Source organism: Candidatus Alistipes pullistercoris (assembly GCF_027665465.1).
GTDB classification, from domain to species: domain Bacteria; phylum Bacteroidota; class Bacteroidia; order Bacteroidales; family Rikenellaceae; genus Alistipes_A; species Alistipes_A hominis.
Map to the genome: position 1 here is coordinate 98,574 of NZ_JAQDED010000007.1, position 22,313 is coordinate 120,886.

General features: G+C 51.3%; 25 protein-coding genes. 11 read left to right on the forward strand and 14 right to left on the reverse strand.

What is annotated here, in order from left to right:
* Positions 1–169 precede the first annotated feature (169 nt).
* The 3 genes from PGR91_RS10460 (at position 170) to PGR91_RS10470 (ending at position 2,175) form a co-directional block, all read left to right on the forward strand.
* Positions 170–454, forward strand: a complete 285-nt coding sequence (locus PGR91_RS10460) for a hypothetical protein (protein WP_145996532.1) — start codon at positions 170–172, stop codon at positions 452–454.
* Between the two features lie 69 nt (positions 455–523).
* The gene (locus PGR91_RS10465; protein ID WP_101572297.1) at positions 524–1,648 is read left to right on the forward strand and encodes a 6-bladed beta-propeller; all 1,125 of its coding nucleotides are present in this window, start codon (positions 524–526) and stop codon (positions 1,646–1,648) included.
* On the forward strand, positions 1,645–2,175 hold the full coding sequence (locus PGR91_RS10470) for a hypothetical protein (RefSeq protein WP_101572295.1): 531 nt from the start codon (positions 1,645–1,647) through the stop codon (positions 2,173–2,175). The genes PGR91_RS10465 and PGR91_RS10470 overlap by 4 nt, the downstream gene beginning before the upstream one ends.
* 131 nt (positions 2,176–2,306) lie before the next feature.
* On the opposite strand, the gene greA is transcribed toward PGR91_RS10470, so the two are convergent.
* From greA to PGR91_RS10485, 3 genes are all read right to left on the reverse strand, one after another.
* Complete coding sequence (gene greA, locus PGR91_RS10475) at positions 2,307–2,783, reverse strand: transcription elongation factor GreA (protein WP_055205263.1); 477 nt, start codon at positions 2,781–2,783, stop codon at positions 2,307–2,309.
* Positions 2,784–2,833: 50 nt separating this feature from the next.
* A complete protein-coding gene (locus tag PGR91_RS10480; RefSeq protein WP_055205262.1) occupies positions 2,834–3,028 on the reverse strand; it encodes a hypothetical protein in 195 nt (64 codons plus the stop codon).
* Between the two features lie 266 nt (positions 3,029–3,294).
* Positions 3,295–4,215 (reverse strand): alpha/beta hydrolase, encoded by a 921-nt coding sequence (locus PGR91_RS10485; protein ID WP_118656781.1) that lies wholly within the window; start codon positions 4,213–4,215, stop codon positions 3,295–3,297.
* 170 nt (positions 4,216–4,385) lie between these two features.
* Here PGR91_RS10485 and PGR91_RS10490 point away from each other — a divergent pair, with 170 nt between their 5' ends.
* Genes PGR91_RS10490 through PGR91_RS10500 form a run of 3 tightly spaced genes read left to right on the forward strand, consistent with a single transcriptional unit; the run spans position 4,386 to position 7,509 of the window.
* A complete protein-coding gene (locus tag PGR91_RS10490; protein ID WP_228385809.1) occupies positions 4,386–4,973 on the forward strand; it encodes a SagB/ThcOx family dehydrogenase in 588 nt (195 codons plus the stop codon).
* Positions 4,970–6,877 carry a RecQ family ATP-dependent DNA helicase gene (locus tag PGR91_RS10495; protein WP_118656779.1) on the forward strand — a complete coding sequence of 636 codons (1,908 nt, stop codon included), beginning with the start codon at positions 4,970–4,972 and terminating at the stop codon, positions 6,875–6,877. Before PGR91_RS10490 ends, PGR91_RS10495 begins: the two co-directional genes overlap by 4 nt.
* A gap of 11 nt (positions 6,878–6,888) precedes the next feature.
* On the forward strand, positions 6,889–7,509 hold the full coding sequence (locus PGR91_RS10500) for a 3'-5' exonuclease (protein WP_055205421.1): 621 nt from the start codon (positions 6,889–6,891) through the stop codon (positions 7,507–7,509).
* A gap of 43 nt (positions 7,510–7,552) precedes the next feature.
* Here PGR91_RS10500 and rimM read toward each other — a convergent pair whose 3' ends face one another.
* The 3 genes from rimM to PGR91_RS10515 form a co-directional block, all read right to left on the reverse strand.
* A complete protein-coding gene (rimM, locus tag PGR91_RS10505; protein WP_055205258.1) occupies positions 7,553–8,089 on the reverse strand; it encodes a ribosome maturation factor RimM in 537 nt (178 codons plus the stop codon).
* A 10-nt stretch (positions 8,090–8,099) separates the two neighbouring features.
* Positions 8,100–8,639, reverse strand: coding sequence for a 30S ribosomal protein S16 (locus tag PGR91_RS10510; RefSeq protein ID WP_118656777.1), 540 nt, complete (start codon positions 8,637–8,639; stop codon positions 8,100–8,102).
* A 64-nt stretch (positions 8,640–8,703) separates the two neighbouring features.
* On the reverse strand, positions 8,704–8,982 hold the full coding sequence (locus PGR91_RS10515; protein WP_125147209.1) for a hypothetical protein: 279 nt from the start codon (positions 8,980–8,982) through the stop codon (positions 8,704–8,706).
* 199 nt (positions 8,983–9,181) lie between these two features.
* Here PGR91_RS10515 and PGR91_RS10520 point away from each other — a divergent pair, with 199 nt between their 5' ends.
* Positions 9,182–9,400 carry a hypothetical protein gene (locus tag PGR91_RS10520; protein ID WP_055205255.1) on the forward strand — a complete coding sequence of 73 codons (219 nt, stop codon included), beginning with the start codon at positions 9,182–9,184 and terminating at the stop codon, positions 9,398–9,400.
* Between the two features lie 145 nt (positions 9,401–9,545).
* Positions 9,546–10,679, forward strand: coding sequence for a glycosyltransferase family 4 protein (locus PGR91_RS10525; RefSeq protein WP_101572283.1), 1,134 nt, complete (start codon positions 9,546–9,548; stop codon positions 10,677–10,679).
* A gap of 283 nt (positions 10,680–10,962) precedes the next feature.
* On the opposite strand, the gene PGR91_RS10530 is transcribed toward PGR91_RS10525, so the two are convergent.
* The 4 genes from PGR91_RS10530 to PGR91_RS10545 all read right to left on the reverse strand — a co-directional run bounded on the left by PGR91_RS10530 (position 10,963) and on the right by PGR91_RS10545 (position 15,584).
* Positions 10,963–12,336 carry a transglycosylase SLT domain-containing protein gene (locus PGR91_RS10530; RefSeq protein ID WP_182424248.1) on the reverse strand — a complete coding sequence of 458 codons (1,374 nt, stop codon included), beginning with the start codon at positions 12,334–12,336 and terminating at the stop codon, positions 10,963–10,965.
* A 31-nt stretch (positions 12,337–12,367) separates the two neighbouring features.
* Positions 12,368–14,473, reverse strand: coding sequence for a putative porin (locus PGR91_RS10535; protein ID WP_081032624.1), 2,106 nt, complete (start codon positions 14,471–14,473; stop codon positions 12,368–12,370).
* 87 nt (positions 14,474–14,560) lie between these two features.
* Positions 14,561–15,250 (reverse strand): CDP-diacylglycerol--serine O-phosphatidyltransferase, encoded by a 690-nt coding sequence (pssA, locus tag PGR91_RS10540; protein WP_055205252.1) that lies wholly within the window; start codon positions 15,248–15,250, stop codon positions 14,561–14,563.
* Between the two features lie 55 nt (positions 15,251–15,305).
* Complete coding sequence (locus PGR91_RS10545) at positions 15,306–15,584, reverse strand: hypothetical protein (RefSeq protein WP_118656775.1); 279 nt, start codon at positions 15,582–15,584, stop codon at positions 15,306–15,308.
* Between the two features lie 678 nt (positions 15,585–16,262).
* Here PGR91_RS10545 and PGR91_RS10550 point away from each other — a divergent pair.
* The 3 genes from PGR91_RS10550 to PGR91_RS10560 all read left to right on the forward strand — a co-directional run bounded on the left by PGR91_RS10550 (position 16,263) and on the right by PGR91_RS10560 (position 18,076).
* Positions 16,263–16,562, forward strand: a complete 300-nt coding sequence (locus PGR91_RS10550) for a hypothetical protein (RefSeq protein WP_101572277.1) — start codon at positions 16,263–16,265, stop codon at positions 16,560–16,562.
* A gap of 276 nt (positions 16,563–16,838) precedes the next feature.
* The gene (locus PGR91_RS10555) at positions 16,839–17,264 is read left to right on the forward strand and encodes a hypothetical protein (RefSeq protein ID WP_101572275.1); all 426 of its coding nucleotides are present in this window, start codon (positions 16,839–16,841) and stop codon (positions 17,262–17,264) included.
* Positions 17,261–18,076: a class I SAM-dependent methyltransferase gene (locus PGR91_RS10560; RefSeq protein ID WP_118656773.1), complete on the forward strand. Its 816-nt coding sequence runs from the start codon at positions 17,261–17,263 to the stop codon at positions 18,074–18,076. The genes PGR91_RS10555 and PGR91_RS10560 overlap by 4 nt, the downstream gene beginning before the upstream one ends.
* Before the next feature lie 166 nt (positions 18,077–18,242).
* On the opposite strand, the gene PGR91_RS13605 is transcribed toward PGR91_RS10560, so the two are convergent.
* The 4 genes from PGR91_RS13605 to PGR91_RS10575 form a co-directional block, all read right to left on the reverse strand.
* The gene (locus PGR91_RS13605) at positions 18,243–18,503 is read right to left on the reverse strand and encodes a DUF362 domain-containing protein (RefSeq protein ID WP_101572270.1); all 261 of its coding nucleotides are present in this window, start codon (positions 18,501–18,503) and stop codon (positions 18,243–18,245) included.
* On the reverse strand, positions 18,500–19,285 hold the full coding sequence (locus PGR91_RS10565) for a MarR family transcriptional regulator (protein ID WP_118656771.1): 786 nt from the start codon (positions 19,283–19,285) through the stop codon (positions 18,500–18,502). Before PGR91_RS10565 ends, PGR91_RS13605 begins: the two co-directional genes overlap by 4 nt.
* Positions 19,286–20,146: 861 nt before the next feature.
* On the reverse strand, positions 20,147–21,580 hold the full coding sequence (locus tag PGR91_RS10570) for an MFS transporter (RefSeq protein WP_220452162.1): 1,434 nt from the start codon (positions 21,578–21,580) through the stop codon (positions 20,147–20,149).
* Between the two features lie 31 nt (positions 21,581–21,611).
* The gene (locus tag PGR91_RS10575; RefSeq protein ID WP_101572264.1) at positions 21,612–22,283 is read right to left on the reverse strand and encodes a bifunctional 4-hydroxy-2-oxoglutarate aldolase/2-dehydro-3-deoxy-phosphogluconate aldolase; all 672 of its coding nucleotides are present in this window, start codon (positions 22,281–22,283) and stop codon (positions 21,612–21,614) included.
* Between the last annotated feature and the right edge of the window lie 30 nt (positions 22,284–22,313).

Below are 22,313 nucleotides of genomic sequence, written 5' to 3' on the forward strand. Positions count from 1 at the left end.
AAACAATAATAATTACAAAAAAAATTATAATTTAGCAAATCAAAATCACATTCTATAAATTAACAAAAAGGATGTGTATAGCAAAACAAACAGTCAGACGGAGAAATTACGTATTTCTCGATTTTATTTCAAACAAAATTTAATTCATATTAATTAAAAAAACTATTAAATGAAACGAAATTTATTTTTAGCAGTCGCATTTAGTGTTGCGGCAGTAACTTTTTACAACGTTTCCACACCGGCAAATACTAAATATGATCTACTGGTGGGAGATATAGAGGCTCTAAGTCAAGATGAATCATCTTCAGACAAAGGAGCTCCTATGAGTTTTACTTGCGGCGCTCTTATCGGCTATGACAAAAAAGGGAAACCAATCTATTGCCAGACAACGGTTGTAACCTGTCAAGGAACGGGTACACATTGCGAACGCCGTCCATGCAATTTACACGGTTAATCGAATATAAACAACAGAGACAGATATAAAAATCTGTCTCTGTTGTTAAAGCATAAATAATATTATCTCATGATGAACTATTTTATAAAGACAATTTTACCCTGCATAATTTTATCCAGCATCTCTGCCTGTACTCAACAACCAAATACGATATCGCAAAACGATCAAAAAAATCTTTCCTGGATCGAACAAGAGGATAGTACCGCAGCGAACTATATCGACACCGTAGAATATATTTTATTGGAAGCCCATCCGGACGGTCTTTTTAGAGAAATCGATAAATTAATCGTAAAAAACGATAAAATCTTTATTTTTGATTTTATAGGCCGAAACCAAGTACTGGTTTTTGACAGAAACGGGAAATTTCTATACAAAACAGGGAACAGGGGGCGCGGGCCGAAAGAGTATATCCAACTTCGCAATTTTACCGTAGACGACAAATTTATTTACCTGATCGACAATATTAAACACGAATTGTTGCTACATGACATCCAAAACGGGAACTTCATCACAAAGAAAACTCTACCGTTTGTTGTTTATGATATGGCTGTTTTCGATAACGGAAATTACATTTTTTCATGGGCTGTAGTCGACGGCGCCATCCTTTCTCCCGGCCAACAACCTTACCGCATATATATTACCGATTCGGATATGAATATCAAAAACAGCATTTTCCCGACAAATGAAAACGACTGTAGCGTCTTATCCCGATTCTCGTATTTAACTCATTCCAAGGGATATTTCGTCTTTAATACGCTGGTTTCAGATTCCATAGCCGTTTTCGACAGAAAAGCGCCGGATTCAGTGAAAGTTTATCACATCGATTTCAAAAACAGAAAAGCCCCACTAGAGGCAAAAAACGACCCGGAAAGACTATCCGGATTTCATTATCTGAGCGAAACACCGATCATGACACCCAAATATATGATCGGACAATTCAATGAAGATAAATACGGAGGACAGCCTTTCATATACGATCTGAATCGCCAAACGGTGGTGGGCACGAACATAATCAAAGATACATCCCGCTTTTTGCAAAAACCACTGGCTTATTTCGACAATCAGATTTTTTCACTTTATGATTATTCGACTTATATTTTTCAGATGAAAAACGGATTATGTACATTACCGGATTCAGTAAAAAAACATATGGACAAAGGCGACGGAGTCCTGATAACCTATCATTTGAAATGAAAATAATTTTTGTCGTATTAACCAACATACTTCTTTTTGCCTGCGTAAATAATAATCGCACAGATGCGCCTGAATTACTCGACAAGATTCTCGACAAGCAAATTTTAATTAAAAACCATTCCTATTGCATCAATGGGAAAGATACGCTAATCTCCGACATGATGGATACATCCCATTTTAAAATCGTAATATTCGCCGAATCATCAGATTGTGAGCGCTGTTCCTGGAGGCTGGAAGAATGGTTCCTGAAAAAGAAAGAATTGTCACTACTCGATAAAAATCCGTCTTTTATATTTATCGTACAGAGCAAAAACAGAAATTTAACTGAACATTACATCCGTGAAGCTTTGCCGGATATTCCTGTAATTTACGATTCAACCTCTAATTTTATTTCAGCAAACGGATTACCTCAAGAATCCGCTTATCATACGTTACTTTTAGATAAAAACAATCGTGTACGTCTAATCGGATCGCCCATCAACAACGACAAATTGTGGGAGTTATACAAAAAAGAAATCGACAATTAATTTAACAGGCAACAAACAGGACGGTTATCTCGGACAACGGGCCATCCCTAAAAGACAGATTATAAATTAATTAAAAACGGATCCGGTCGAAATCGACCGGATCCGTAAATATATTCAGGAAACCCAACCGGTCAGATCGAAATATTCAGTATCTCGAAACGCAGCACGCCCGACGGAACGGTAACGTCGACCTCTTCGCCCTTTTTGTGTCCGAGCAGCGCCTGTGCGATCGGGGTACCGATCGACAACTTGCCCTCTTTCAGGTTGGCCTCGTTTTCGGAAACCAGGGTGTACTCCACGACCTTCCCGGTGGTTATATTTTTAAGAGTTACGCGGTTCAGAATCTGAACGGTACTGGTGTCAATACGCGATTCGTCGAGCACCCTTGCATTGGCAACGGTATCCTCCAACTTGGCAATACGCATCTCAAGCATGCCCTGAGCCTCTTTGGCCGCATCATACTCTGCATTCTCCGACAGATCGCCTTTGTCGCGGGCTTCTGCGATCGCGGCGGAAATAGCAGGACGCTCGACCGAACGGAGGTGATCCAGTTCGTCTTTCAGCTTTTGTAAACCCGCTTCGGTTAAATAAACAACGTTTGATGCCATAATAATAATGATTGAGTTTAAATGTTTTCAGGAATTCACGCCGCGGCTTTTCAACCTTTATCGTTCAGATTGAGCATCTGCCGCAGCAGGTAAAGAAAAGTTACCGCACAACACGACAGGATCAGCACGGTCAGGTAATTGCGCATCTCCCCGTCGAACAGACACAACACCACGCTTCCCCCGAGGCAAAACACCGAGAGCAGCAGGAACGCCACATAAACATAAAATCGTGTCTTCGGTTTCATCGATTCGTTTGCGTTAACAAAAAGAAAAAATCCCGACCCCTGTCGGGGGGTCAGAACCTTTTCGATAAGACAAATGTAAACAAAGATTTTCGATTTTCCAAGTTTACCGCATTTTTTGCGAAAACTCGGAAAATCCCGATTCCGTTCGGCCGCTGTCCGGCGCGGACGCCTCCGGCATTACCCGCTGAAACGGCAGACGTAATCGAAATCGCCGGTCTAAGAACCATACCGGTCGGCATTACAATCCGCAAAACGGCCGTTCTCCGCTACCGAGAAAGTTTCGGACAGGCGGTATCGGCCGCCGCGGCTTTCTTTCGCAATTGCTTTAGCCAGCGGGACAGCGACGCATGGTACTCGTCCCAATAGACGAAGTCGCCGATCCAACCGTGACGACCGGTGGGATAAACGTGCAGTTCGGCGGGAACGCCTTTCGAGCACAGCGAATCGTAGAACATCGTACTGTTGCGCGTCGGAACCACTTCGTCGTCGCTGCTCAGCGCGATGAAACACGGAGAAGTGGCGGGAGTATGTTCCGTGGCGGCAACGATGTGCCGCTCGGTCGAAAATCTCCGGATCAGATCTTCGGACGGATCTTTGCCCATCAGGTTATCGCGGCTTCCCCCGTGAGAGAATCCGTCCTGCATCGTAATCACCGGATAGATCAGTATCCCGAAATCGGGACGCGCGTAACTGAATTCGAACAGCGTCAGAGCCGAGGCCGCCAGATGCCCCCCCGCCGAAAAGCCCATGACGCCGACCTGGCACGGGTCGATTCCCCATTCGGCGGCATTTTCGCGCACGGTGCGAAACATTCGGCGCACATCGGTCAGCGGTATTTCGCTGTGTCCGTTCGGCATCCGGTAGCGCAGGACGACGGCCGTAACTCCGTTTTCGTTCAGCCAGCGGGCTACGTCGATCCCCTCGCGCTGGTAGCAAACACAACCGTAACCGCCCCCGGGCAGGACGACGACGCACTGTCCGTTCGCCTTGTCCGGCGCAGGACGGAACAGGAAATAATCCGGGACGGCAACGCCGAAACGGACGCCGTCGCGATCGGCCGTGACCGAAGAGTCGAGTCCGTTGTCGCCGTCGAACTTCCCGTCCGGATACAACGGCTGCGGCGTCTGAGCGGATGCTTCGGCGCAGCACAAAACGACCAGCGACAAAAAAGCAAGTATTCTTTTCATGGAAAAACAATTTATAAAATTTACGGAAGACGAACGCGTCCGACGCCGTCCGTTCGTTTTAGCATTAGTAAAGGTAAAAAAAATAAATTAAATTTGTAGGAACAAAACGTCCGAATCCGATGAGAAAAGCAATTTTGACACTTACGACACTGTTATTAACTTCATGGGCTATGGCACAGAACAATATCATCAAACTTCCGGCTCCGTCCAAAACCGGAGGAATGCCTTTGATGGAGGCGTTGTCGAAACGTGCGACGAACCGCACGATGGACGGCGAAAAATCGCTGTCGCAGCAACAACTCTCCGACCTGCTGTGGGCAGCTTGGGGAATCAACCGCGAAGACGGCCGCCGCACGGCGCCGTCGGCGCTGAACCGCCAGGAGATCGACCTCTACCTGATCGGTCGTAAAGGGGCTTACCGCTACGACGCCGAAGCGCACGCGTTGGTTCCGGTCGCCGAAGGCGATCTGCGCGGCAAGGTCAACAGCCAGGAGTACACCCGCACCGGGGACTGGATCCTGATCTTCGTGGCCGACTACATGCGGATGACGCAGGGCGACATGCAGGGCAACGCCGTCACCGCCGGTATCGACGCCGGACTGATCGCGCAAAACGTCTACCTGTACGGGGCTTCCGAAGGGCTGGCCGTGGTGGTTCACTCGACGGTCAACCGCGAAGAGGTCGCCAAAACGCTCGGATTGAAATCGTCGCAGCATATCGCACTGGGGCAGACCGTAGGAATCCCGGCCCGCCGATGACCGAACGGCTGCGCCAAATACTGAAACGATACTGGGGGTACGACGATTTCCGTCCGTTACAGCTCGAAACGATCGAATCGGTCTGCGCAGGTCGGGATACGTTGGTGCTGATGCCTACCGGAGGCGGGAAATCGGTCATCTACCAGGTACCGGGCCTTGCTTTGGACGGGGTGTGCATCGTCGTGACGCCGCTGATCGCGCTGATGAAAGATCAGATCGACCAACTGCGCCGCCGGCGCATCCTCGCCGAGTCGATTCATTCGGGTATGCAGCCGCGCGACATCGACCGGATTCTCGACAACTGCGTCTACGGCGACGTGAAATTCCTGTACATTGCGCCGGAACGCATCGACAGCGAATTGTTCCGGACGCGTTTCGCCAAAATGCGGGTATCGCTGCTGGCCGTCGACGAAGCCCACTGCATCTCGCAGTGGGGATACGACTTCCGCCCGTCTTACCTGCGGATCGCCCGGCTGAGGGAGTTGCAGCCCGAAATACCGGTGCTGGCGCTGACCGCGTCGGCAACGCCGGAAGTGGCCGAAGACATCATGCAACAACTGAAATTCAGCGAACCGCACGTCCTGCGGACGAGTTTCGCGCGCAGCAACCTGTGTTACGTAGTGCGCAACACAGAAGACAAACACGAGCACCTGCTGCGCATCCTGAACAACGTTCCGGGAACGGGCATCGTCTACGTACGCACCCGCGAAAAGACGGAAACCATCGCCGGATTCCTGAACGAAAACGGCATAACGGCCGGATTCTACCACGGCGGCATGGGATACCTGATGCGGGCAGCGCGGCAGGACGACTGGATACGGGGACGGCTGCGGGTCATGGTCGCTACCAATGCATTCGGTATGGGCATCGACAAGGCGGACGTCCGGATCGTCGTGCACTACGACCCGTGCGATTCGTTGGAAGCCTATTATCAGGAAGCCGGACGGGCCGGACGGGACGGTAAAAAGGCTTATGCGGTGCTGTTGCTGTCCGAGGGAGATACCCCGCTGGCGACGCGCCGGATGCAACTCGACTTTCCGCCCGTAAAAACGATCCTGAACGTATACGAAGCGCTGTTCAACTACCTCTCCGTCGCCGTAGGGGACGGCAAGGGAACCGTCCACCCGTTCAACGTCTACGAATTCGCCGCGCGATTCCGCTTTTTCGTCCCGACAGCGCTCAACGCCATCAAAATCCTACAGACGAACGGCTACCTGATCCTGACCGACGAGTCGGATAACCCGCCGCGGATCCGGTTCGTCGTGCCGCGCGACGAACTCTACCGGATCCGCGTCGACCGCAAGGAACTCGACCACCTGATCACCGTGCTGCTGCGCCGTTACACGGGACTTTTCAGCGACTTCGCCGCGATCGACGAGGACGAACTGGCGCATCTGTCGGGATACACCGTGGCCCGTCTGCACGAACTTTTTAAGAAATTGTGGCAGTTGCACATCATCCGCTACATTCCGGGCGGAAGAAGTCCGATGCTGATCCTTTCCGAAGAGCGTTTGCCGGTGGCCAACGTCCGGATCTCGCCGGAAAGCTACGCCCGGCGCAAAGCCGTGGCCGAAAAACGGCTCGACAGCATGTTCCGTTACGCCACCGAGCCGGCGGAGTGCCGCAGCGTATTGATACAGCGTTATTTCGGAGAAACGGATGCAGTCCCGTGCGGCGCGTGCGACCGTTGCCTGGAACAGAAAAAAAGGGGGACGGATACACCCGGACAACAGGCCCTGCAACGGGAAATCCTCTCCCGGCTGTCCGGCGGGCCGGCCGACGTGCGGTCGCTCGCAGCGCAGATACGCCGCGACATCCGTCATATCCTGGAGTGCGTGACCGTCCTGCTCCGGGAAAAGAAAATAATCGAAGAAAGTGACGGGAAACTTCGGATAAATCCGTAAATTTGCGGCCGATGGGAAAAATTTACGCGGAAAGCATAACCAACGAAGCGATCAACCAACTGTCGATAGGGGCATTCCCCGGGGAAATCGTCGTCGTCGATACTCCGGAAGCGGCGGAGGCTGCCTGCGAATACCTGAGCCGCTTCCCGTTGATCGGATTCGATACGGAGACCCGGCCGTCGTTCACGAAAGGACATTTCAACAAGGTGGCGCTGCTACAACTCTCGGCCGACGACAAAGCCTTCTTGTTCCGGCTGAACCTGATCGGGCTGCCCGAATCCGTACAGCGCGTACTCTCTTCCGACCGGATCGCCAAAGTCGGCGTCGCCGTATACGAAGACGTCCGGATGCTGCGTTCGTGGCACCGGTTTCCTCCAAAAAAATTCGTGGAATTGCAGAACATAGCCCCGCGGTACGGGATTACCGACAAAAGTCTACGCAAACTGGCCGCCATCACGCTGAACATCCGCATCTCGAAAGCCCAGCGTCTCAGCAACTGGGAAGCACAGCAACTGACGCCCGCACAGCAACTTTACGCGGCGACCGACGCATGGGTCGGACGCGAGATTTTCAAAAAACTTTCGCAGAGCGAACCCGAAAAACCGGAGGAACCAGTTTCGGAGAAGGGCTGACCGCCCGACTCGTTTCGACGGCGCGGCAGGCGCGCTTCGCATATCAATCGTTCAGATCGATCAGTCCTTCGGGCAGTTGCATCCGGATTTTCCGCCCGGCAACGTCGATCTCGGTAATAAACTCGTCGGCGACGGGAACGTAAACGGACTTTCCGTCCAGCGACAGCAGGAACAGCGGATTCTCCCCGTCAATAAATCCGGTCACGATCCCCTCCCCGGCCTCATCGACCATTACGCCGAATCCGACCAGGTCTTCCGGATAAAATTCATCGGCATCCGGATCCAGCGGTTCTCCATCCGGCACATCCTCCTCCCCCTCCAGGAAAAGTTCGCAGCCGATCAACTCGTCCGTGCGTTTTTCGGAATAGAAATCGGAAAATACGACCAGCGCGCTACGCCTTCCGCGGCGCTCGAAACGGTCGCAAAAAAGAGGAACCGCCAGTTTGTCGATCACGACAAAAAGCGGTTCCTTCGTATCAAAATCGGCAGGAAACGTATCGAACAGACTGACCATCAACTCGCCCGAAAGTCCGAAAGACTTGGCGATACGGCCGACCGCCGTTTTACGTCGCTCCTGCATCAGGCAAAAATCAGGCTTCGGCAGCCGGTTCTTCGGCAGACGCTTCGGTCTCGGCCTCAGTCGACTCGGCGGCAGCAGCGGCAGCGGCGATTTCCGCTTTCTTGGCGGCAACGGCTTCGGCACGGGCTTCCTTCACTTTCTTTTCCGCTTCTAACCGGGCTTTCTTATCGGCTACTTTGTCTCCGCTGAGTTTGGACTCCTTAGCTGCGATCTTTTCGGCTTTCTGTTCCATCCACTGGGCAAAACGGGCATCGGCCACTTCGGCGCTGAACGCACCTTTGCTGACGCCTCCCAGCAAATGTTTCTTGTACATGACCCCTTTGTAAGAAAGAATCGCCCTACAGGTGTCGGTAGGTTGAGCGCCCTTCTGCAACCATGCCAATGCTTGGTCAAAGTTGAGTGTGATTGTGGCAGGATTGGTATTGGGATTATACGACCCAATATTCTCAATGAATTTACCATCACGTGGCGCCCTGCTGTCGGCAACGACAATGTGGTAGAAAGGATAACCCTTTTTACCGCGGCGTGCTAATCTGATTTTTACAGGCATTTTGTAATTTTTAATTGGTTTTACACAACCTACTGAAGTAAGTAGGGTGCAAAAGTACCGTTTTTTATCGATTCTGCAAAGGATCGCGCTCTTTTTTATTCTGATCGATCAGTTTTTGCAGCAATTTCAACTGGCGCAACTGCAATTCCGTATAATTGGTCAGGTTGGACACCATGCTGTCGATCACCAGCGGCAAGTCTTCGTCCTCGCAGTTCGTTTTGCCGCCGGCGTCGGAAGCGTCCCGGAAAATATTCCCCCGCCCGGTCAACAGCCAGTACAGGTCGATGCTCGGGAAACGCTGGATAATCTTCGACAACTTGTCCGACCCCAGAGCGCCTGTCATGTTGGAAATATTCCCCCGTTTCAATCCGCACTCGCGTTCAAATTCCCGGATGGATAGTCCCAAATGCACACTCAGTATTTTAATCCGCCCTTTTAAATCCATCGTGGTGACACAAATAATTGACAATATTGTTTTTTATGTCAAAAAAATTGGGTATTTTTGCGTATTACTACAACAAAGGTATCAAATATTGCCGATTATGAAAAAAAGAATTGAACGAAAAGAGGAGCGTATTGCGGCTATTCGTTCGGAAGCCGCACGCCATCGGGGAGTCTATGCCGAAGTCGCACGCGAAAACGGTTGGGGAAGAGATTACGTATGCAGCGTCATGGCGGGACGCAACAGCAGCGAGAACGTACTCTTCGCCCTTGAAAAAAAACTTCGCCTGAATATTCCGAATACGAAACAAACATCGTAAACCGACGCTCGATTATAATTCATAACTTCCTAACCGATTAAGATAATCGGTCGCTTTTCCGGGAAAGAAAACATCAAGACAACCTGCTCGGATAATTTTGTTCCGAACAGAGAAATGCCTACCTTTATCACAACCAAACAACTTTATGAATCCGACTTTGTTTTATTTAATCGCCGGCGCATGCATTAGTTTTATGATCGGGCGGGTCGCTATCCCCCGCATCATACTAATCGCCAAAAGAAAGCGCATCTTCGATACGCCGAATCCGCGTAAGATCCATACGCAGCAGATTCCGCGGCTCGGGGGCGTGTCGTTCCTGCCGGGTATGCTGATCGCCTACTTTCTGATCCGGGGCATACAATGCACCATAGGCGGAAACGGAATGCCGGACGTCGAAACCATTTACCAGGAAACCATTTTCTATTTCTTCACGGGACTGATCACAATCGCCGCCGTAGGACTCTGGGACGACATCATCGGCCTGACTTACAAATACAAACTGCTCGTACAACTGTTCGTCGCACTGCTATTGGTATTGCCGGCGGGACGCATCGTCAACCTGGAAGGAATTTTCGGAATATACGCCATACCGGACTGGATGTCGACGCCGCTGACCGTACTCATCGTCATGGTCGTTATCAACGCCTTCAACCTGATCGACGGGATGGACGGGCTTTGCTCGGGGCTGAGCATCGTAACCCTACTGACGCTGACCGTACTGCTGGTGCACAGCGGCAACCCGATGCTGGCGCTGCTGTCCGCGTCCACCGTCGGAGTGGTCGCCGCGTTTTTCCGGTACAACTACTTCGGCAAAAGGCTGAAAGTGTTCATGGGCGACTGCGGGTCGCTGACGCTCGGCTACATCACGGCATTCCTGCTGTTGCAACTGGCTTCCGCGAACAACGGCACGGGAAATTCGCAGCTGACCCTGGTAACGCTGATGAGCATTATCTTCATCCCGCTGTTCGACACGACCCGGCTGTTCATCCAACGAATCTGTCTCGGGCACTCCCCGTTCTGTCCCGACAAAAATCACATTCATCATAAATTCCTGCAAATCGGATGTTCCCAGCGGCAAAGTTTCTGGCTCATCCTGTGCATCCAGATCGTCTATATCATCGCCAATTTTCTGCTGGCCCCGATTGTCAACATCAATGTGTTATTGTTCGTCGATATCCTGTCGGCCCTCGCGCTGATCTTCTTTCTGGACAGCAAAAAAAGCAGGGAAAAGTCGCAGCGTTTCGCGGAAAGAAAGAAAGTAACCAAAACAGTCAGATAAAATCGGACCAAGCTGAATCCGGACAAGCGCATCCGCCATTTTATCGAATACAGAACGCTTTAATTCAATGCATTAACAGCTATCGACATTCTACAAATCGGCGGATTACGGCCCGAAAAACGGCGGGGAAGCAATGCGGCGACGGGAGTACGGGATTCCCGCAAACCGGCCCGGTCTCTTTCAAATACGGCATGAACCGATCCGCCGTATAAAACCGATTCGGCCGACGCAAGAAACAGCGCCGGCCGAATTTAAACAAGCCATAACCCGGCAGTACGGGACGCTACCGCGAGACGTTCCGGCAATAGACCGAATAACGGCTGATCACGTCGCGGACGAATGCGAGCGTCTGCCGGCCGACGAAACGACCGTTGCGCACCACTTCGTCGCGGGCATACTGCGGATCGGACTTCAAGGTCAGGTACTCCGAAACATCGTTCCACGAATCGGGATTCGCGCCGTATTTCCGGGCCAGATTCCGCGCATCGGTCACATGGCCGATCCCGCCGTTGTAACACGCCAGAACGATTTTCATCCGATCCATTTCGGATGTTCCGGGAGCGAAACGCAGCGACTTCTCGATCTTTCCCAATATCTTCACCGCCAGCAGCACATTGTTTTCCGGATCCATCACATTGCCCTGCACGTCGAACTGCCTGGCCACCCGCGGCATGATCTGCATCAGGCCCTGCGCGCCGCGGCTCGACACCAGGAACGGATTGAAACGGGATTCGTTGTAAGCGATCGCCGCGACGAAACGCCAGTCGTAGCCCTCTTTCTCGCAAATCTCCTTGAAAAGTTTGTCGAAGGCCGAAATTCCGCCGGCGCGGGACGAAGCCAGCCCGCGGCCCACCACCTGACGGACGATCCCTTTTTCGAAATAGAGGTAGTTCAGCATGGCGTACTCCTCGCTGTTGCGGAAACGGTTCAGCCACGCTTCGAAATCCTGCCGCAACCCTTCATCCCGCGGCGAAACGACCGCGCTCAGCGAAACCGGCTCGGCGAAAGTATAGACCTGCTCAACGTTTTTGGACAGCGCGCATCCGAGCTGGGCTTCGCTCATTTCGCAGATCAGGTAGTCGTACTGTCCGTCGCCGAGCGCCTCGAGCATTTCGAAACTGTTGCGGGACGATACGTAAATCGCAGCCGACGAAAGGGAATCGAGCAACATGCCGTACGTTTTCGATTTTTTAAAACCCGAGGAGATCAGCACCCGTCCGTCGCCGACGAAAGACGAGAGGTTGAAATGTTTCGCCTTGCGCGCCGCGGCAGCGCGGGACTTATCGGCCAGCAAAACATAGGATGTGTTGTAAATAGGAACCGAGGCGGGGACTTCCGCCGCAGCGATCCGAGCCGTAAGCGCGGTCACGAAATCCAACTCGCCGAGCGCCAGCTTTTCCGAACGCTCGGATGCGGAAAGACCTTGCACAACCTGCAATTCAAGCCCCCGGTAATCGGCATAAGCCTTGAACAGATCGTACTGGTAACCGTAATTTTCCCCGCCGAACACGAAGTAGCCGGGCATGTCGTCGTCCATAGCGACCGTCAGCCGTACCCGTTCGGGGAGTTCGGCCTGCCGCTGTTCGCCGCAGGCGGTAAGGATCAATAAACTGAAGAACAAAAATAACTTACACGATACAATCGATTTGTAAATCATAAAAACTGTTTTCGGGGGCAGCTCTTACGCATCAGTCGTAGAAGCTCCAGGAAAATCCCATTTTGAAGACCCGTTTGTTCTGCGGATAATGGAGCACCGTAAAATAGTTACGGTCTCCGAACAAATTGTCGTTCAGATGCTGCATCTTGGCCAAAATCCGCATGCGTTTCCACTTGGCAGCGACAAACACATCAATCATCGGATAATTTCCCAGTTTCTTTTCACGCTGGTTGTAAAACTGCGCCGTCGCAGGATTGTAACCGAACGCATAATACTCCGTATTGTAACGTCCGTCCAAACCGATCTGCAGCCGCAGCACGTTTTTCACCACGTTGAATTCGTAAAAATAACTGAGATAAGCACTGGCCAGAGGCACCGGGACAACTTCCTGAACTGTACTAAACTGAAGCAATACCCTGTGGTTCAAATGGAGTCCGCCGATGCGGAAATCCTTTCTGGCATACAAACCCGAAACGCTGACGTTGCCCCCGTGCTGGGCAGGGAGCGCCTGAGCGTCGTAATAGATCCTGTCTTTCAAAAGGCTCTGATAAGCGCCCAGTTCGAGTCCTACGGACGGGACGCTCAGGGTCGCAGAGATTCGGGTTTCAGACTCTTTCGCAAAAGAGTTGTTCCACGCATAGTGGTTAGAGAAATAGTTCTCCGTCCAGTAGTCGGGCGTACTGATCGTATGCCCGATGCTGCCTTTCAGAGTGATTGGCTTGCCTGCTATGTAAACCGAGAACGCCACGTCGCCGCCCAGCTCGAGATCCTGGCTGCGGTATCCGAACAGGTGGTACTTGATATTGGCGTCCCAACTGAAATATTTCCTGAATTTTCCTTCGACGGAACCGTATACGAAAGTCCCGTTCTTGTTGACCCCCTTATTCCTGTTGGTCAGGTAGTCCTCCATGCTGAACTGGTAATAATGGTGGGCGTCGTTGCCGATCCCGGCGTTGATCACCCCGACGGGGCCGTCCCGATCCCACGGCTGGATCTGAACGAAAATCCGGTTCGACAGCACGCGCTCGTACATCGAGTCGACGCTCTGAGTGGGACTGATATACCAGTTCTCGTAGAAATCGCCGCTTTTCGCCTTCGTATCGGTGTACTTCTTATAGAATTTGCTCAGTTCCAGCGAATGGCCGATAAAAAACGAAGAATTCTGAGCGATCGAAAAATCCTCGTCGGTCAGTTTCCGCAACGGCACCCCGTAAGACTGAACGATATAAAAAGTATTGTTTTTAAGCTGATTGCGGGCATCCTGCAAACGCACTTCAATCAACTCGGGCATTTCGAAGACCGTATCGGTAATGTCCTCGTCGCGCATGATACCGCCATTCTCTTTAACGTTCTGCATGTTGTAAATATAGCCCGCATGAACGCTGTACTTTTTGCCGGTATGCGAAAAGGCGAGCGACAGATTGCGCTCGCGCGTACCCTGCCACGTATAGATCCCGCGCGTACCGCGGCTGCGGTAATCGACGTTGAACCCCGTCGAAGGCGAAACGTTCTGCGCATGGGCCCCCCAAAAACTCTCTTCGAGACGGCGGGTCTGCCCGGACATAAAATAGGACAAATGCGTAAACGGCTTCTTGACATTGAAATAACGCACCCGTTGCGGAGTGAACAGGTAGGCATCAAAGGATTGGGCGAAACTGAAGTTGCGGTACTGCGGACGAAGGAAATAGTCGAGCGGCACGGAGGCGGCGCCCAAGTTACCCAGGTAGGCCGAGCCCACGTTGTTCTGGAGGTAAGGATACTCGTTCTGGAAACCGACCAGCGCAGTGTCCACATCGATGATATCGATATCGTTTCGCTCGAGGTTCACGTTCCACGCGAAACTCTGCCGGGCGCGGATCGAATCGTTGAAAAAATAGGATTCCAGCGGCTTGCGGATCTTGGGTGGTTTTTTGGTGGTATCGGCCTCCTCTTCGGGGGCGTCGTTGTCCTGTACCCCGCCGATGCTGCCGTACTGCATCTGGTTCTGATTTTGGTTATTAAGTCCGGGAAGAGTCCCGTACTGATTGCGGTTCTGGTTCGAAGTAATCGGCCGTTGCGCCGATGCGACACAAATGTTCAGAACAAAAACCGTCCCGAATAACACTTTTAACGCATACCCTTTTGATATTCCAAACATCAGTCGCAGGCAATTACCTCCCGAAATAACGGCAAAGGTAGCAAAAATATTACACATGCAAATTTCATGCAGTCCGAAGACGGTCGCTTACCGCTGCGTCCGGAACGCATACACCGATACGGAAACGACGATATAAGCCAGAATGATAAACGGAATCGCCGCAATCCCCGCTGCGCACAGAGCCGCCAACGAACACAGTGCGAATACGTAGCGCACCCGGTTGCCGGCGAAACGGTAATGGGTGAATTTAAGGGCGAACATCGGCACGTTGCATACCAGCAGACCCGCAAAAACGACTGCGGCGGCGATCATCACCCAGGCCGGAGCCGTAAAAGCCCCCGCCTGCATCAGATAGCCGGCCGACACGAAAAACAAGGCGCAGGCGGGCGTCGGCAGGCCGATGAACTGGGTGGTCTGATTCTCGTCCAGGTTGAACTTCGCCAGACGCAGGGCCGAAAAGGCCGCCACGACGAACACGGCGAAACCCCAGACGTCGCTGCCGCCGGTCATCGCATACATCGTATACAATACGGCAGCGGGAGCGAACCCGAAACTCACCATATCGGCCAGCGAATCGAGTTCCTTGCCGATCGCCGAATGGGATTTCAAAAGACGCGCCACGAAACCGTCCAGAAAATCGAACACGGCCGCGACAACCACGCACCAGAAAGCCCACTGCAGGTCGTTCACGCACAGCGCGAAAACCGCCGCGGCACATCCCGACAGCAAATTACAAAGCGTCAGGATATTGGGTATCGTAAACAGTTTTATTTTCATCTTTTCCACTTAAAATCGGTTAAAGTCTATCGCAAATACGGCGAAAACGGACGATTCATTCCCGGATATCGGGAACCGAATCTTCCCAATTGCATTCATACTCGACGGACTGGTAACCGCCGAAACGCTGACCCGGAAAAATTTCCAGATACTTTATTCCCAATTCACAGGTTTTGTCCATGGCTTGTTCGAGCGTAAAACGTTGAAAAGTATAAGATTGCATACACAGCCGAAACCCTTTTCCCGGCCGGGGCCGCGAAGAAGCCCGCATACCGGCAAACAGCAGTACGACCAGACAGACCATCCAAACGATCTTCGTATGTTTTCCGCTCATAACCGCAATGTCCTTCAGATTCGACCACTGTGCGAAGGTAGCGATTATTTTGTAAAAACAAACCGCTGCCCCGCAAAGCGAAAACCCACGAAATAGAACGTCTTTAAATCAATGTAACAGTCTGTAAAATCGGACTGTTACCTTCTTATAATTAGGTCGATGTAACGAAAAGGCAACGGTTCTGTTTTCTGTTTCTTACGTCGGCTTTCAATGTCAAACAACTGATCCGACGTTAATTAATTCTTTCATAAGGTATACTCTTGAAGGATTTTATTTCGTCCCTATACGAGAATCCTTCGAATAATCCGATCTCCTAACGAGGATCGAAACGATCCATTCGGCAGATATTGTATGAGCTGTTAAAGATGGCGACCAAAAAATTTTAGTCGCCCTCTTTTTGTTTGTACTCTTCATGGAGATTTCTTTTGGATTTTCAATTTTCAGAGAATTTTTTTACTGTTTAGCCTCTTCCTTTAATTTTATTTATCGGTACCAGGTGGAGTTCATCATCACAGAGATGTTCAACCTATACGTAAAGCCCACGGGCATTTACACAATCAGTTCCGATCTGGAGAAATTTGCATTTGTTCCGGGAATGGGGGTAAAACTCTATTTCTAACGGAGATTAGGTAGTGTAGGTTACAGGCGGAGGCGGGACGGGAAACAGCCGTCGCAGAAATGGAGAAGGCGAGGACTGAGACTGAATGGCTCGACATCGAGAACCGCGCCCAAGAGCGCACTCGCGCGAAACTTGACGAGGAGATTGCCGGGAAGGGCAGCTGGGCTGACAGGGAAAGCGGCAACACCATACTGTCGGGACTTGCCAACATCGCAGGGCGCGGCAGATATGCAGAAATCAAGAACCGGAATCGGAAATTGGAAGCATCCTTGCCAAAGGAGAAAGAACGGCTGCAGAATCCGTTTACCAAACAGGCGGAAGCTGAAATAAGGAAACTGGCTTGTGAACTTTGCCCGTGACAAGGGAAAGCAGACCGAATTACAGACAGACCGCGCCTATAAGAAAATTGGCGATGTGGCTGAAGGTCGCTACGACTGGCAGATAAGACTAAGTAGGCGACGGGATGAAAAGACGATTCCATATCACATCGGACACACGTCCCGAACAGAACTACTTCGCTAACCTCACCGTGCTTTCGGTGGTTTTTTTACTCTGCCGCTTAAATTTCATCACTTTTGGGTATTTCATTCCTTGTTTTCCCTGTATAACTTTGAATTTATTAACAAATCATTACAATGGAAGATAAAAACATCATCAATCGGACAGGCCGCCATACCAAAATCGCTATCCTGTGGGTGGCCGTCATGTGTGGCCTGACTCTACATTCGCTTGCCGATCTCATGCCGCTTTTCTGGAATGAGGCCATTGCCATAAGCGAAACGGGGCATGCTCCCGAAGGACTGCTTACATTCATGATGTCGATAAGCTATCTTGTCCCTGTATGCGGTATTCTGTTATCCCTATATGGGAAAACCCGCTCATGGAACATTCTGAACGGCTTGCTCGCCACCTTCATTCTGTTGTTCAACCTGTTCCACACCTGTGAACTGTTCACGGATTTTTCCATCGTACAGCTTCCCTTGCTGCCGGTTATTCTAATCGTCAGCGCCATTCTCTGTGTAATGTCTTGGAAACTGACAAAACAAGGACAAAAAGAATGAACAGCACATTTTTCGCAGACACCGTTTCTGAAACGCTCCTTATTCCGCTATATATGCGGGCCAAAGAAAGCCGTCGCGGAGAAAAGGCTATCATCCGCGACCCTGTCGCTGAAAGACTGGTTGAGCAGATACCATACGACTATTCAAAGTTCGACGGTGCAGTCCTCAGCGAAGTAGGGTGCAATGTCCGTGCCTGGTATCTCGACAATGTGGTTCGCGATTATGTGAAATCACACGTCAATCCGATCATTGTCAATCTTGGGTGTGGATTTGATGCCCGTACACAACGTACAACAATAGAATCTTCTGCAAGGTATTACAGTATTGACCTTCCCGAAGTAATCGCTGCCCGTGACAGACTTTTGCCTCCGGCAGAGAATGAAACGTATGTCCCCGGTTCAATGTTTGACGAAAAGTGGATGGCGGAACTGAAATCCGCGAATCCGGAGGCTGAATTTCTTTTTATTGCCGAGGGTGTGGTAATGTATTTCCGGGAGGACGAAATCAAATCCCTGTTTCAAAAACTGCTGAAACACTTTCCCGGCTGCGAGATATGGTTTGACCTGTGCGGGACATTATCGGTTAAGAATCAGAACAAGCATGATACCGTCAAAAAAGTTTCGGCACGTTTCAACTGGGGGCTTGACAATGGCCGCGACATCGAGAAATGGGATAGCCGTATTCAACTGATACGCCAATCTTCTCAGGGGCTGTTTTTCAGAAACCGCTATCCTTTCTTTATGCGGGTTATGACAATTTCCCACAGATTGATGTTCCGGTTCTGTTCCATAGTCGGGTACAGATTATCTTAAAACCCTGTTTTTTCGTCATACTGGGCTTTACCGTACTTTCGCAGCACGATAAAGCCCGTTCCATTATGAAGACAACATCAATCAACTTTCAGTTGCCCGAAGCATGGCCGTGGCACGAACGCTATGGGACATGGTGCAGATTCCCCGGATTAGGTAATAATTCTTGTCAAATACGTTTAAGCAGTTTCATCACGACATTCGACATGCTTTCGCTGAAAACACCCGAAGGGCAGCTTTTCATACACTTTTTACAGCCGATGCAATTATCGGCATTTCGGATGACAATGTGTTTGTGCCACAAGAAACCGACTTTGCCAATAACATCGCGCGGGCAGTTGTCGATACATTTCCAGCAGGCAGCACACGCTCTGGGGTTCACCCATATGTATGGAGTATGGATACGTTGTAGCTTATTCATCTTACTCATGGCGTATTTTGGTTATTGGTAGTTATATATGTGTAACGCGTATCGTATGCCGTTTTCAGCCAGCAGACAATCAGGAGAACAAGCAGGAGAATACAGCAGACGATAAATTCACGGCTTATCTTCCCTGCGGCTTTACCTTTTATATATGCTCTAATGGCTCTCCAATTTTTCAGGATGTGGAGTATCGAGAATACCAGAAAGAAGATTGCCGAGACATTGTGCAAGACTGTAAAGAACACTTTTGCAGGAGTGTACGGCTGGTGGTTCGTCATCTGCAAGGCTACACCGGAAACCGCCAGACAAAGAAAAGTGGCGAAAGTCGCAAGGGATACGAATGGACGCGCGGTCATTTTGTTATTTTTTTGACTGATGGCCTCGATTTTGTTTTTCAGATGTGTCAGCACCTTGCCGTATATATCCAGGTCGGATTTGCTCACTCCGTCAAACAAAAAGTTCGACAGGCTGTCCAATTCGGCATCTGCCGACACCAATAGCTGCCTTCCCCTTTCCGTTATCTGTATGACATTCATACGCTTGTCATTCGCCGTATTTGAACGGGTTATCAATCCCTGACTTTCAAACAGATTGATATGGCGTAAAATTGCGGACTTGTCCTTTTTTAATGTGTCTGCGATTTCCTGTTGAATCATGCTTGCTTTATGCCGTATAGCCATAAGGACACCTAAAGACTCGACCGGAATCTCCAGCTTCCCGGATATCCGTTTCTTAAACGTGAACTGTAATTCTTTGGCGACCAGTACAAAGAATAGAATGTCATTCATGCTTCACTCTCTTTTTATGGGCACAAAAGCAGCAATATTAGTTGATATTATCAACTAATAGATAGATTGGCGATTTAGCCAATCTTAACAGTTCCCCCTCACACTCTTTTGTGCTGTAAAGCGTCGCGGTTCTACGGTGCAACGCTTTTACTCAACAGTTCACGTTACCGCAATCAATGCATTTTCCAGTATGGACGCAAAGGACGCCGCCGCAATGTGAGCAACGTCATTTCGCGTTTTCGTTTCGCAAAAACACATCCATCCCCAATCGGCGCATTTCGGAAAAGTTGTTCATAAGTGATTCCTTCATCGGATACTCATGCTGATATTTTTCTTCCATTCCGAGGATATGTCCGCATGGATAATGCCGACATTTGTCGCAATAGCCGTCATCCAAGTTCCGGCGATGTTCATAGAACGCAATTTTGCATAACCGGGCGCAATGTTCGGGTTTGCCTTCTCCATCGCTCCAACAACCCGGATAAGGCGGATTTTTCCCCAGTCGGGCGATACAGACACTGCAATCCAGTCCGCAGAGGGCTATCATTTCTTTTGTGAACAAAACCTAAGTCAATCTTATCACAGTTATTAATCCCGTTATTCATAGCACAAAATAATGCATTTAGATAATCCGCGTTTCTGTTCTAATAAAAATGCCAGGCAATTCCGAAACCCGGCTTACTGCCTCTATCTTGGTTCCCATTACCACATCCGCATACACCTGTGTTGAATGAATATCGGAATGTCCGAGCAGCTTGCCAACCGTATATAGATCGCCCTCGGCTGCCAGCGCAAGCACGGCAAAGGCGTCGTTGCCCGTTTGCCGTGCGCCGACATGCAGCAACCGATCCGCCGGCGTAATTACCGGTCGGCGATCGGTTTGTATTTCGGAACCAACGCCTTCATCACGCACCACGCCACGACATAGGCTACGGCGCAAAAGATAAATGCGATCGCATATCCGGCCGGTTTGCCCTCGAATCCCATGAACGCGAGGTTCGCATCGCCGCTGTAAGTGAACAGCATCCCGGCTCCTTTCTGAATAAATACCGAGCCGAGGCCGCCCGCCATACCGCCGATACCGGTAATCGTGGCGATCGCGCTACGCGGAAACATATCGCCGACCGTCGAAAAAATGTTTGCCGACCAAGCCTGGTGCGCCGAGGCCCCGACCGAAATCAGCAGGATCGGCACCCAATAGCTAAGGTATCCCAGCGGCTGCGCCAACAGTACCACGAGCGGAAAAAACGCGATAATCAGCATCGCCCGCATACGTCCGGCATAAGGGTTCATACCCCGGTTGATGAAATAGGTCGGAAATTTTCCGCCGAACACCGAACCGAACACCGTGATCGTGTAGAGCACCGCGATCGGCCATGCGATCTGCGTGCCGACCATGCCGTACTGCGCCTTCAGGTAGGCGGGCGTCCAGAACAGAAAGAACCACCACACGCCGTCGGTCATGAACTTGCCGAACGCGAACGCCCAGGTCTGACGGTATTTCATGCATTCGACGAACGACATTTTGCGCGCCGGAGCTTCGGCCGCGACCAGACCGGCGGCGGCGTCCGCCTCGATATCCTGATTGATATAGGCGCGCTCGGCGGCGTTCATTTTCGTATTTTCTTCCGGCCTCTTGTAAACGAACTGCCAGATCCCGAGCCAGACGAACCCGACCAGGCCGACGACGATGAACGCCGTCTCCCACCCCCACAGTTCGGCCATTACCGGCACGGTCAGCGGGGCCACGATGGCTCCGACGTTCGCCCCGGAATTAAAGATCCCGGTCGCGAAAGCCCGGTCCTTTTTCGGGAAATATTCGGCCGTCGCCTTGATCGCCGCCGGGAAGTTGCCCGCTTCGCCGAGCGCCAGTACGCAGCGGCAGACGACGAAGGCCGTCACGCTGACCATCGAGATCTGCGCGACGAGATCGGCCCCCTGCGCCAGGCGCAACGCCTCGGCGTTTTCGAGACCTACCCACCGCTCGGTCACGACGCCGCACACGGCGTGCAGCGCCGCGCCCAGCGACCAAACGGCAATCGACCACGCATACCCTTTTTTCGTTCCTACCCGGTCTACGAAACGGCCGGCGAACAGCATCGATACGGCGTAGAATAACGAAAACACAGCCGTTATGGAACCGTAGTCGTTATCCGTCCAGTGAAACTCCTCCTCAAGGATCGGCTGCAGCAACGACAGCACCTGGCGGTCGAGGTAGTTGACCGTCGTCGCAAAAAACAGCATCAAGCAGATCACCCACCGGTAATTGGTCATTTTTTCGTTCAGTTTGCTCATCGTAGGTTGAAGTTTGGTTAGTTAGTTTCGGTTATTTCCGGTATTTGGCGACGATCGACAGCGCCTCGCGGCATTTGCCGGCGATCGAATCCCAATCCCCGGCGGCGATCGCCTCGGCTGGGAATAGTTTCGAGCCCATGCCGACGCAAGTGATCCCCGCACGGAACCAACCGGACAGATTTTCTTCGGTCGGCTCGACTGCGCCGGTAGCCATCAACATGCTCCACGGCATCGGGGCCTTGATGTTTTTGACGAACGACGGACCGCCGACGCACCCCGCCGGGAAAATTTTACACAGGTCGCAGCCGGCCTCCTGCGCCGCGCTGATCTCGGTGACCGAACCGCAACCCGGCGTGTAGGGAACGAGCCGCCGGTTGCAGACCTTCGCGACGTCCGGGTTGTACATCGGGCCAACGATGAAATTCGCGCCGAGCTGGATGTACAGCACCGCCGTCGGGCCGTCGACAACCGAACCCGCGCCCAGCACCATGCCGGAACATTCGGCGGCTGCGAATTTCGACAGTTCGGCGAACACCTCGTGGGCGAATTCGCCGCGGTTCGTAAATTCGAACGCGCGGATCCCGCCGTCGTAGCACGCTTTCAGCACGTCTTTGGCCGTTTGCGGACATTGGTGGTAAAATACCGGGACGATGCCGGTCGAAACGATCGCCGACAATGTCTCTATTTTTGAAAATCTTGCCATTTTTCCGTGTTTTTAAGGTTGAACGATGCG

Excerpts from the sequence above, each read along its gene's own strand:
- PGR91_RS10460 (WP_145996532.1), top strand. The coding sequence starts at position 170 with ATGAAACGAAATTTATTTTTAGCAGTCGCATTTAGTGTTGCGGCAGTA.
- PGR91_RS10465 (WP_101572297.1), top strand. The coding sequence starts at position 524 with ATGATGAACTATTTTATAAAGACAATTTTACCCTGCATAATTTTATCC.
- PGR91_RS10470 (WP_101572295.1), top strand. The coding sequence starts at position 1,645 with ATGAAAATAATTTTTGTCGTATTAACCAACATACTTCTTTTTGCCTGC.
- greA (WP_055205263.1), bottom strand. The coding sequence starts at position 2,783 with ATGGCATCAAACGTTGTTTATTTAACCGAAGCGGGTTTACAAAAGCTG.
- PGR91_RS10480 (WP_055205262.1), bottom strand. The coding sequence starts at position 3,028 with ATGAAACCGAAGACACGATTTTATGTTTATGTGGCGTTCCTGCTGCTC.
- PGR91_RS10485 (WP_118656781.1), bottom strand. The coding sequence starts at position 4,215 with ATGAAAAGAATACTTGCTTTTTTGTCGCTGGTCGTTTTGTGCTGCGCC.
- PGR91_RS10490 (WP_228385809.1), top strand. The coding sequence starts at position 4,386 with ATGGCACAGAACAATATCATCAAACTTCCGGCTCCGTCCAAAACCGGA.
- PGR91_RS10495 (WP_118656779.1), top strand. The coding sequence starts at position 4,970 with ATGACCGAACGGCTGCGCCAAATACTGAAACGATACTGGGGGTACGAC.
- PGR91_RS10500 (WP_055205421.1), top strand. The coding sequence starts at position 6,889 with ATGGGAAAAATTTACGCGGAAAGCATAACCAACGAAGCGATCAACCAA.
- rimM (WP_055205258.1), bottom strand. The coding sequence starts at position 8,089 with ATGCAGGAGCGACGTAAAACGGCGGTCGGCCGTATCGCCAAGTCTTTC.
- PGR91_RS10510 (WP_118656777.1), bottom strand. The coding sequence starts at position 8,639 with ATGCCTGTAAAAATCAGATTAGCACGCCGCGGTAAAAAGGGTTATCCT.
- PGR91_RS10515 (WP_125147209.1), bottom strand. The coding sequence starts at position 8,982 with ATGACAGGCGCTCTGGGGTCGGACAAGTTGTCGAAGATTATCCAGCGT.
- PGR91_RS10520 (WP_055205255.1), top strand. The coding sequence starts at position 9,182 with ATGAAAAAAAGAATTGAACGAAAAGAGGAGCGTATTGCGGCTATTCGT.
- PGR91_RS10525 (WP_101572283.1), top strand. The coding sequence starts at position 9,546 with ATGAATCCGACTTTGTTTTATTTAATCGCCGGCGCATGCATTAGTTTT.
- PGR91_RS10530 (WP_182424248.1), bottom strand. The coding sequence starts at position 12,336 with ATGATTTACAAATCGATTGTATCGTGTAAGTTATTTTTGTTCTTCAGT.
- PGR91_RS10535 (WP_081032624.1), bottom strand. The coding sequence starts at position 14,473 with ATGTTTGGAATATCAAAAGGGTATGCGTTAAAAGTGTTATTCGGGACG.
- pssA (WP_055205252.1), bottom strand. The coding sequence starts at position 15,250 with ATGAAAATAAAACTGTTTACGATACCCAATATCCTGACGCTTTGTAAT.
- PGR91_RS10545 (WP_118656775.1), bottom strand. The coding sequence starts at position 15,584 with ATGAGCGGAAAACATACGAAGATCGTTTGGATGGTCTGTCTGGTCGTA.
- PGR91_RS10550 (WP_101572277.1), top strand. The coding sequence starts at position 16,263 with ATGGAGAAGGCGAGGACTGAGACTGAATGGCTCGACATCGAGAACCGC.
- PGR91_RS10555 (WP_101572275.1), top strand. The coding sequence starts at position 16,839 with ATGGAAGATAAAAACATCATCAATCGGACAGGCCGCCATACCAAAATC.
- PGR91_RS10560 (WP_118656773.1), top strand. The coding sequence starts at position 17,261 with ATGAACAGCACATTTTTCGCAGACACCGTTTCTGAAACGCTCCTTATT.
- PGR91_RS13605 (WP_101572270.1), bottom strand. The coding sequence starts at position 18,503 with ATGAGTAAGATGAATAAGCTACAACGTATCCATACTCCATACATATGG.
- PGR91_RS10565 (WP_118656771.1), bottom strand. The coding sequence starts at position 19,285 with ATGAATGACATTCTATTCTTTGTACTGGTCGCCAAAGAATTACAGTTC.
- PGR91_RS10570 (WP_220452162.1), bottom strand. The coding sequence starts at position 21,580 with ATGAGCAAACTGAACGAAAAAATGACCAATTACCGGTGGGTGATCTGC.
- PGR91_RS10575 (WP_101572264.1), bottom strand. The coding sequence starts at position 22,283 with ATGGCAAGATTTTCAAAAATAGAGACATTGTCGGCGATCGTTTCGACC.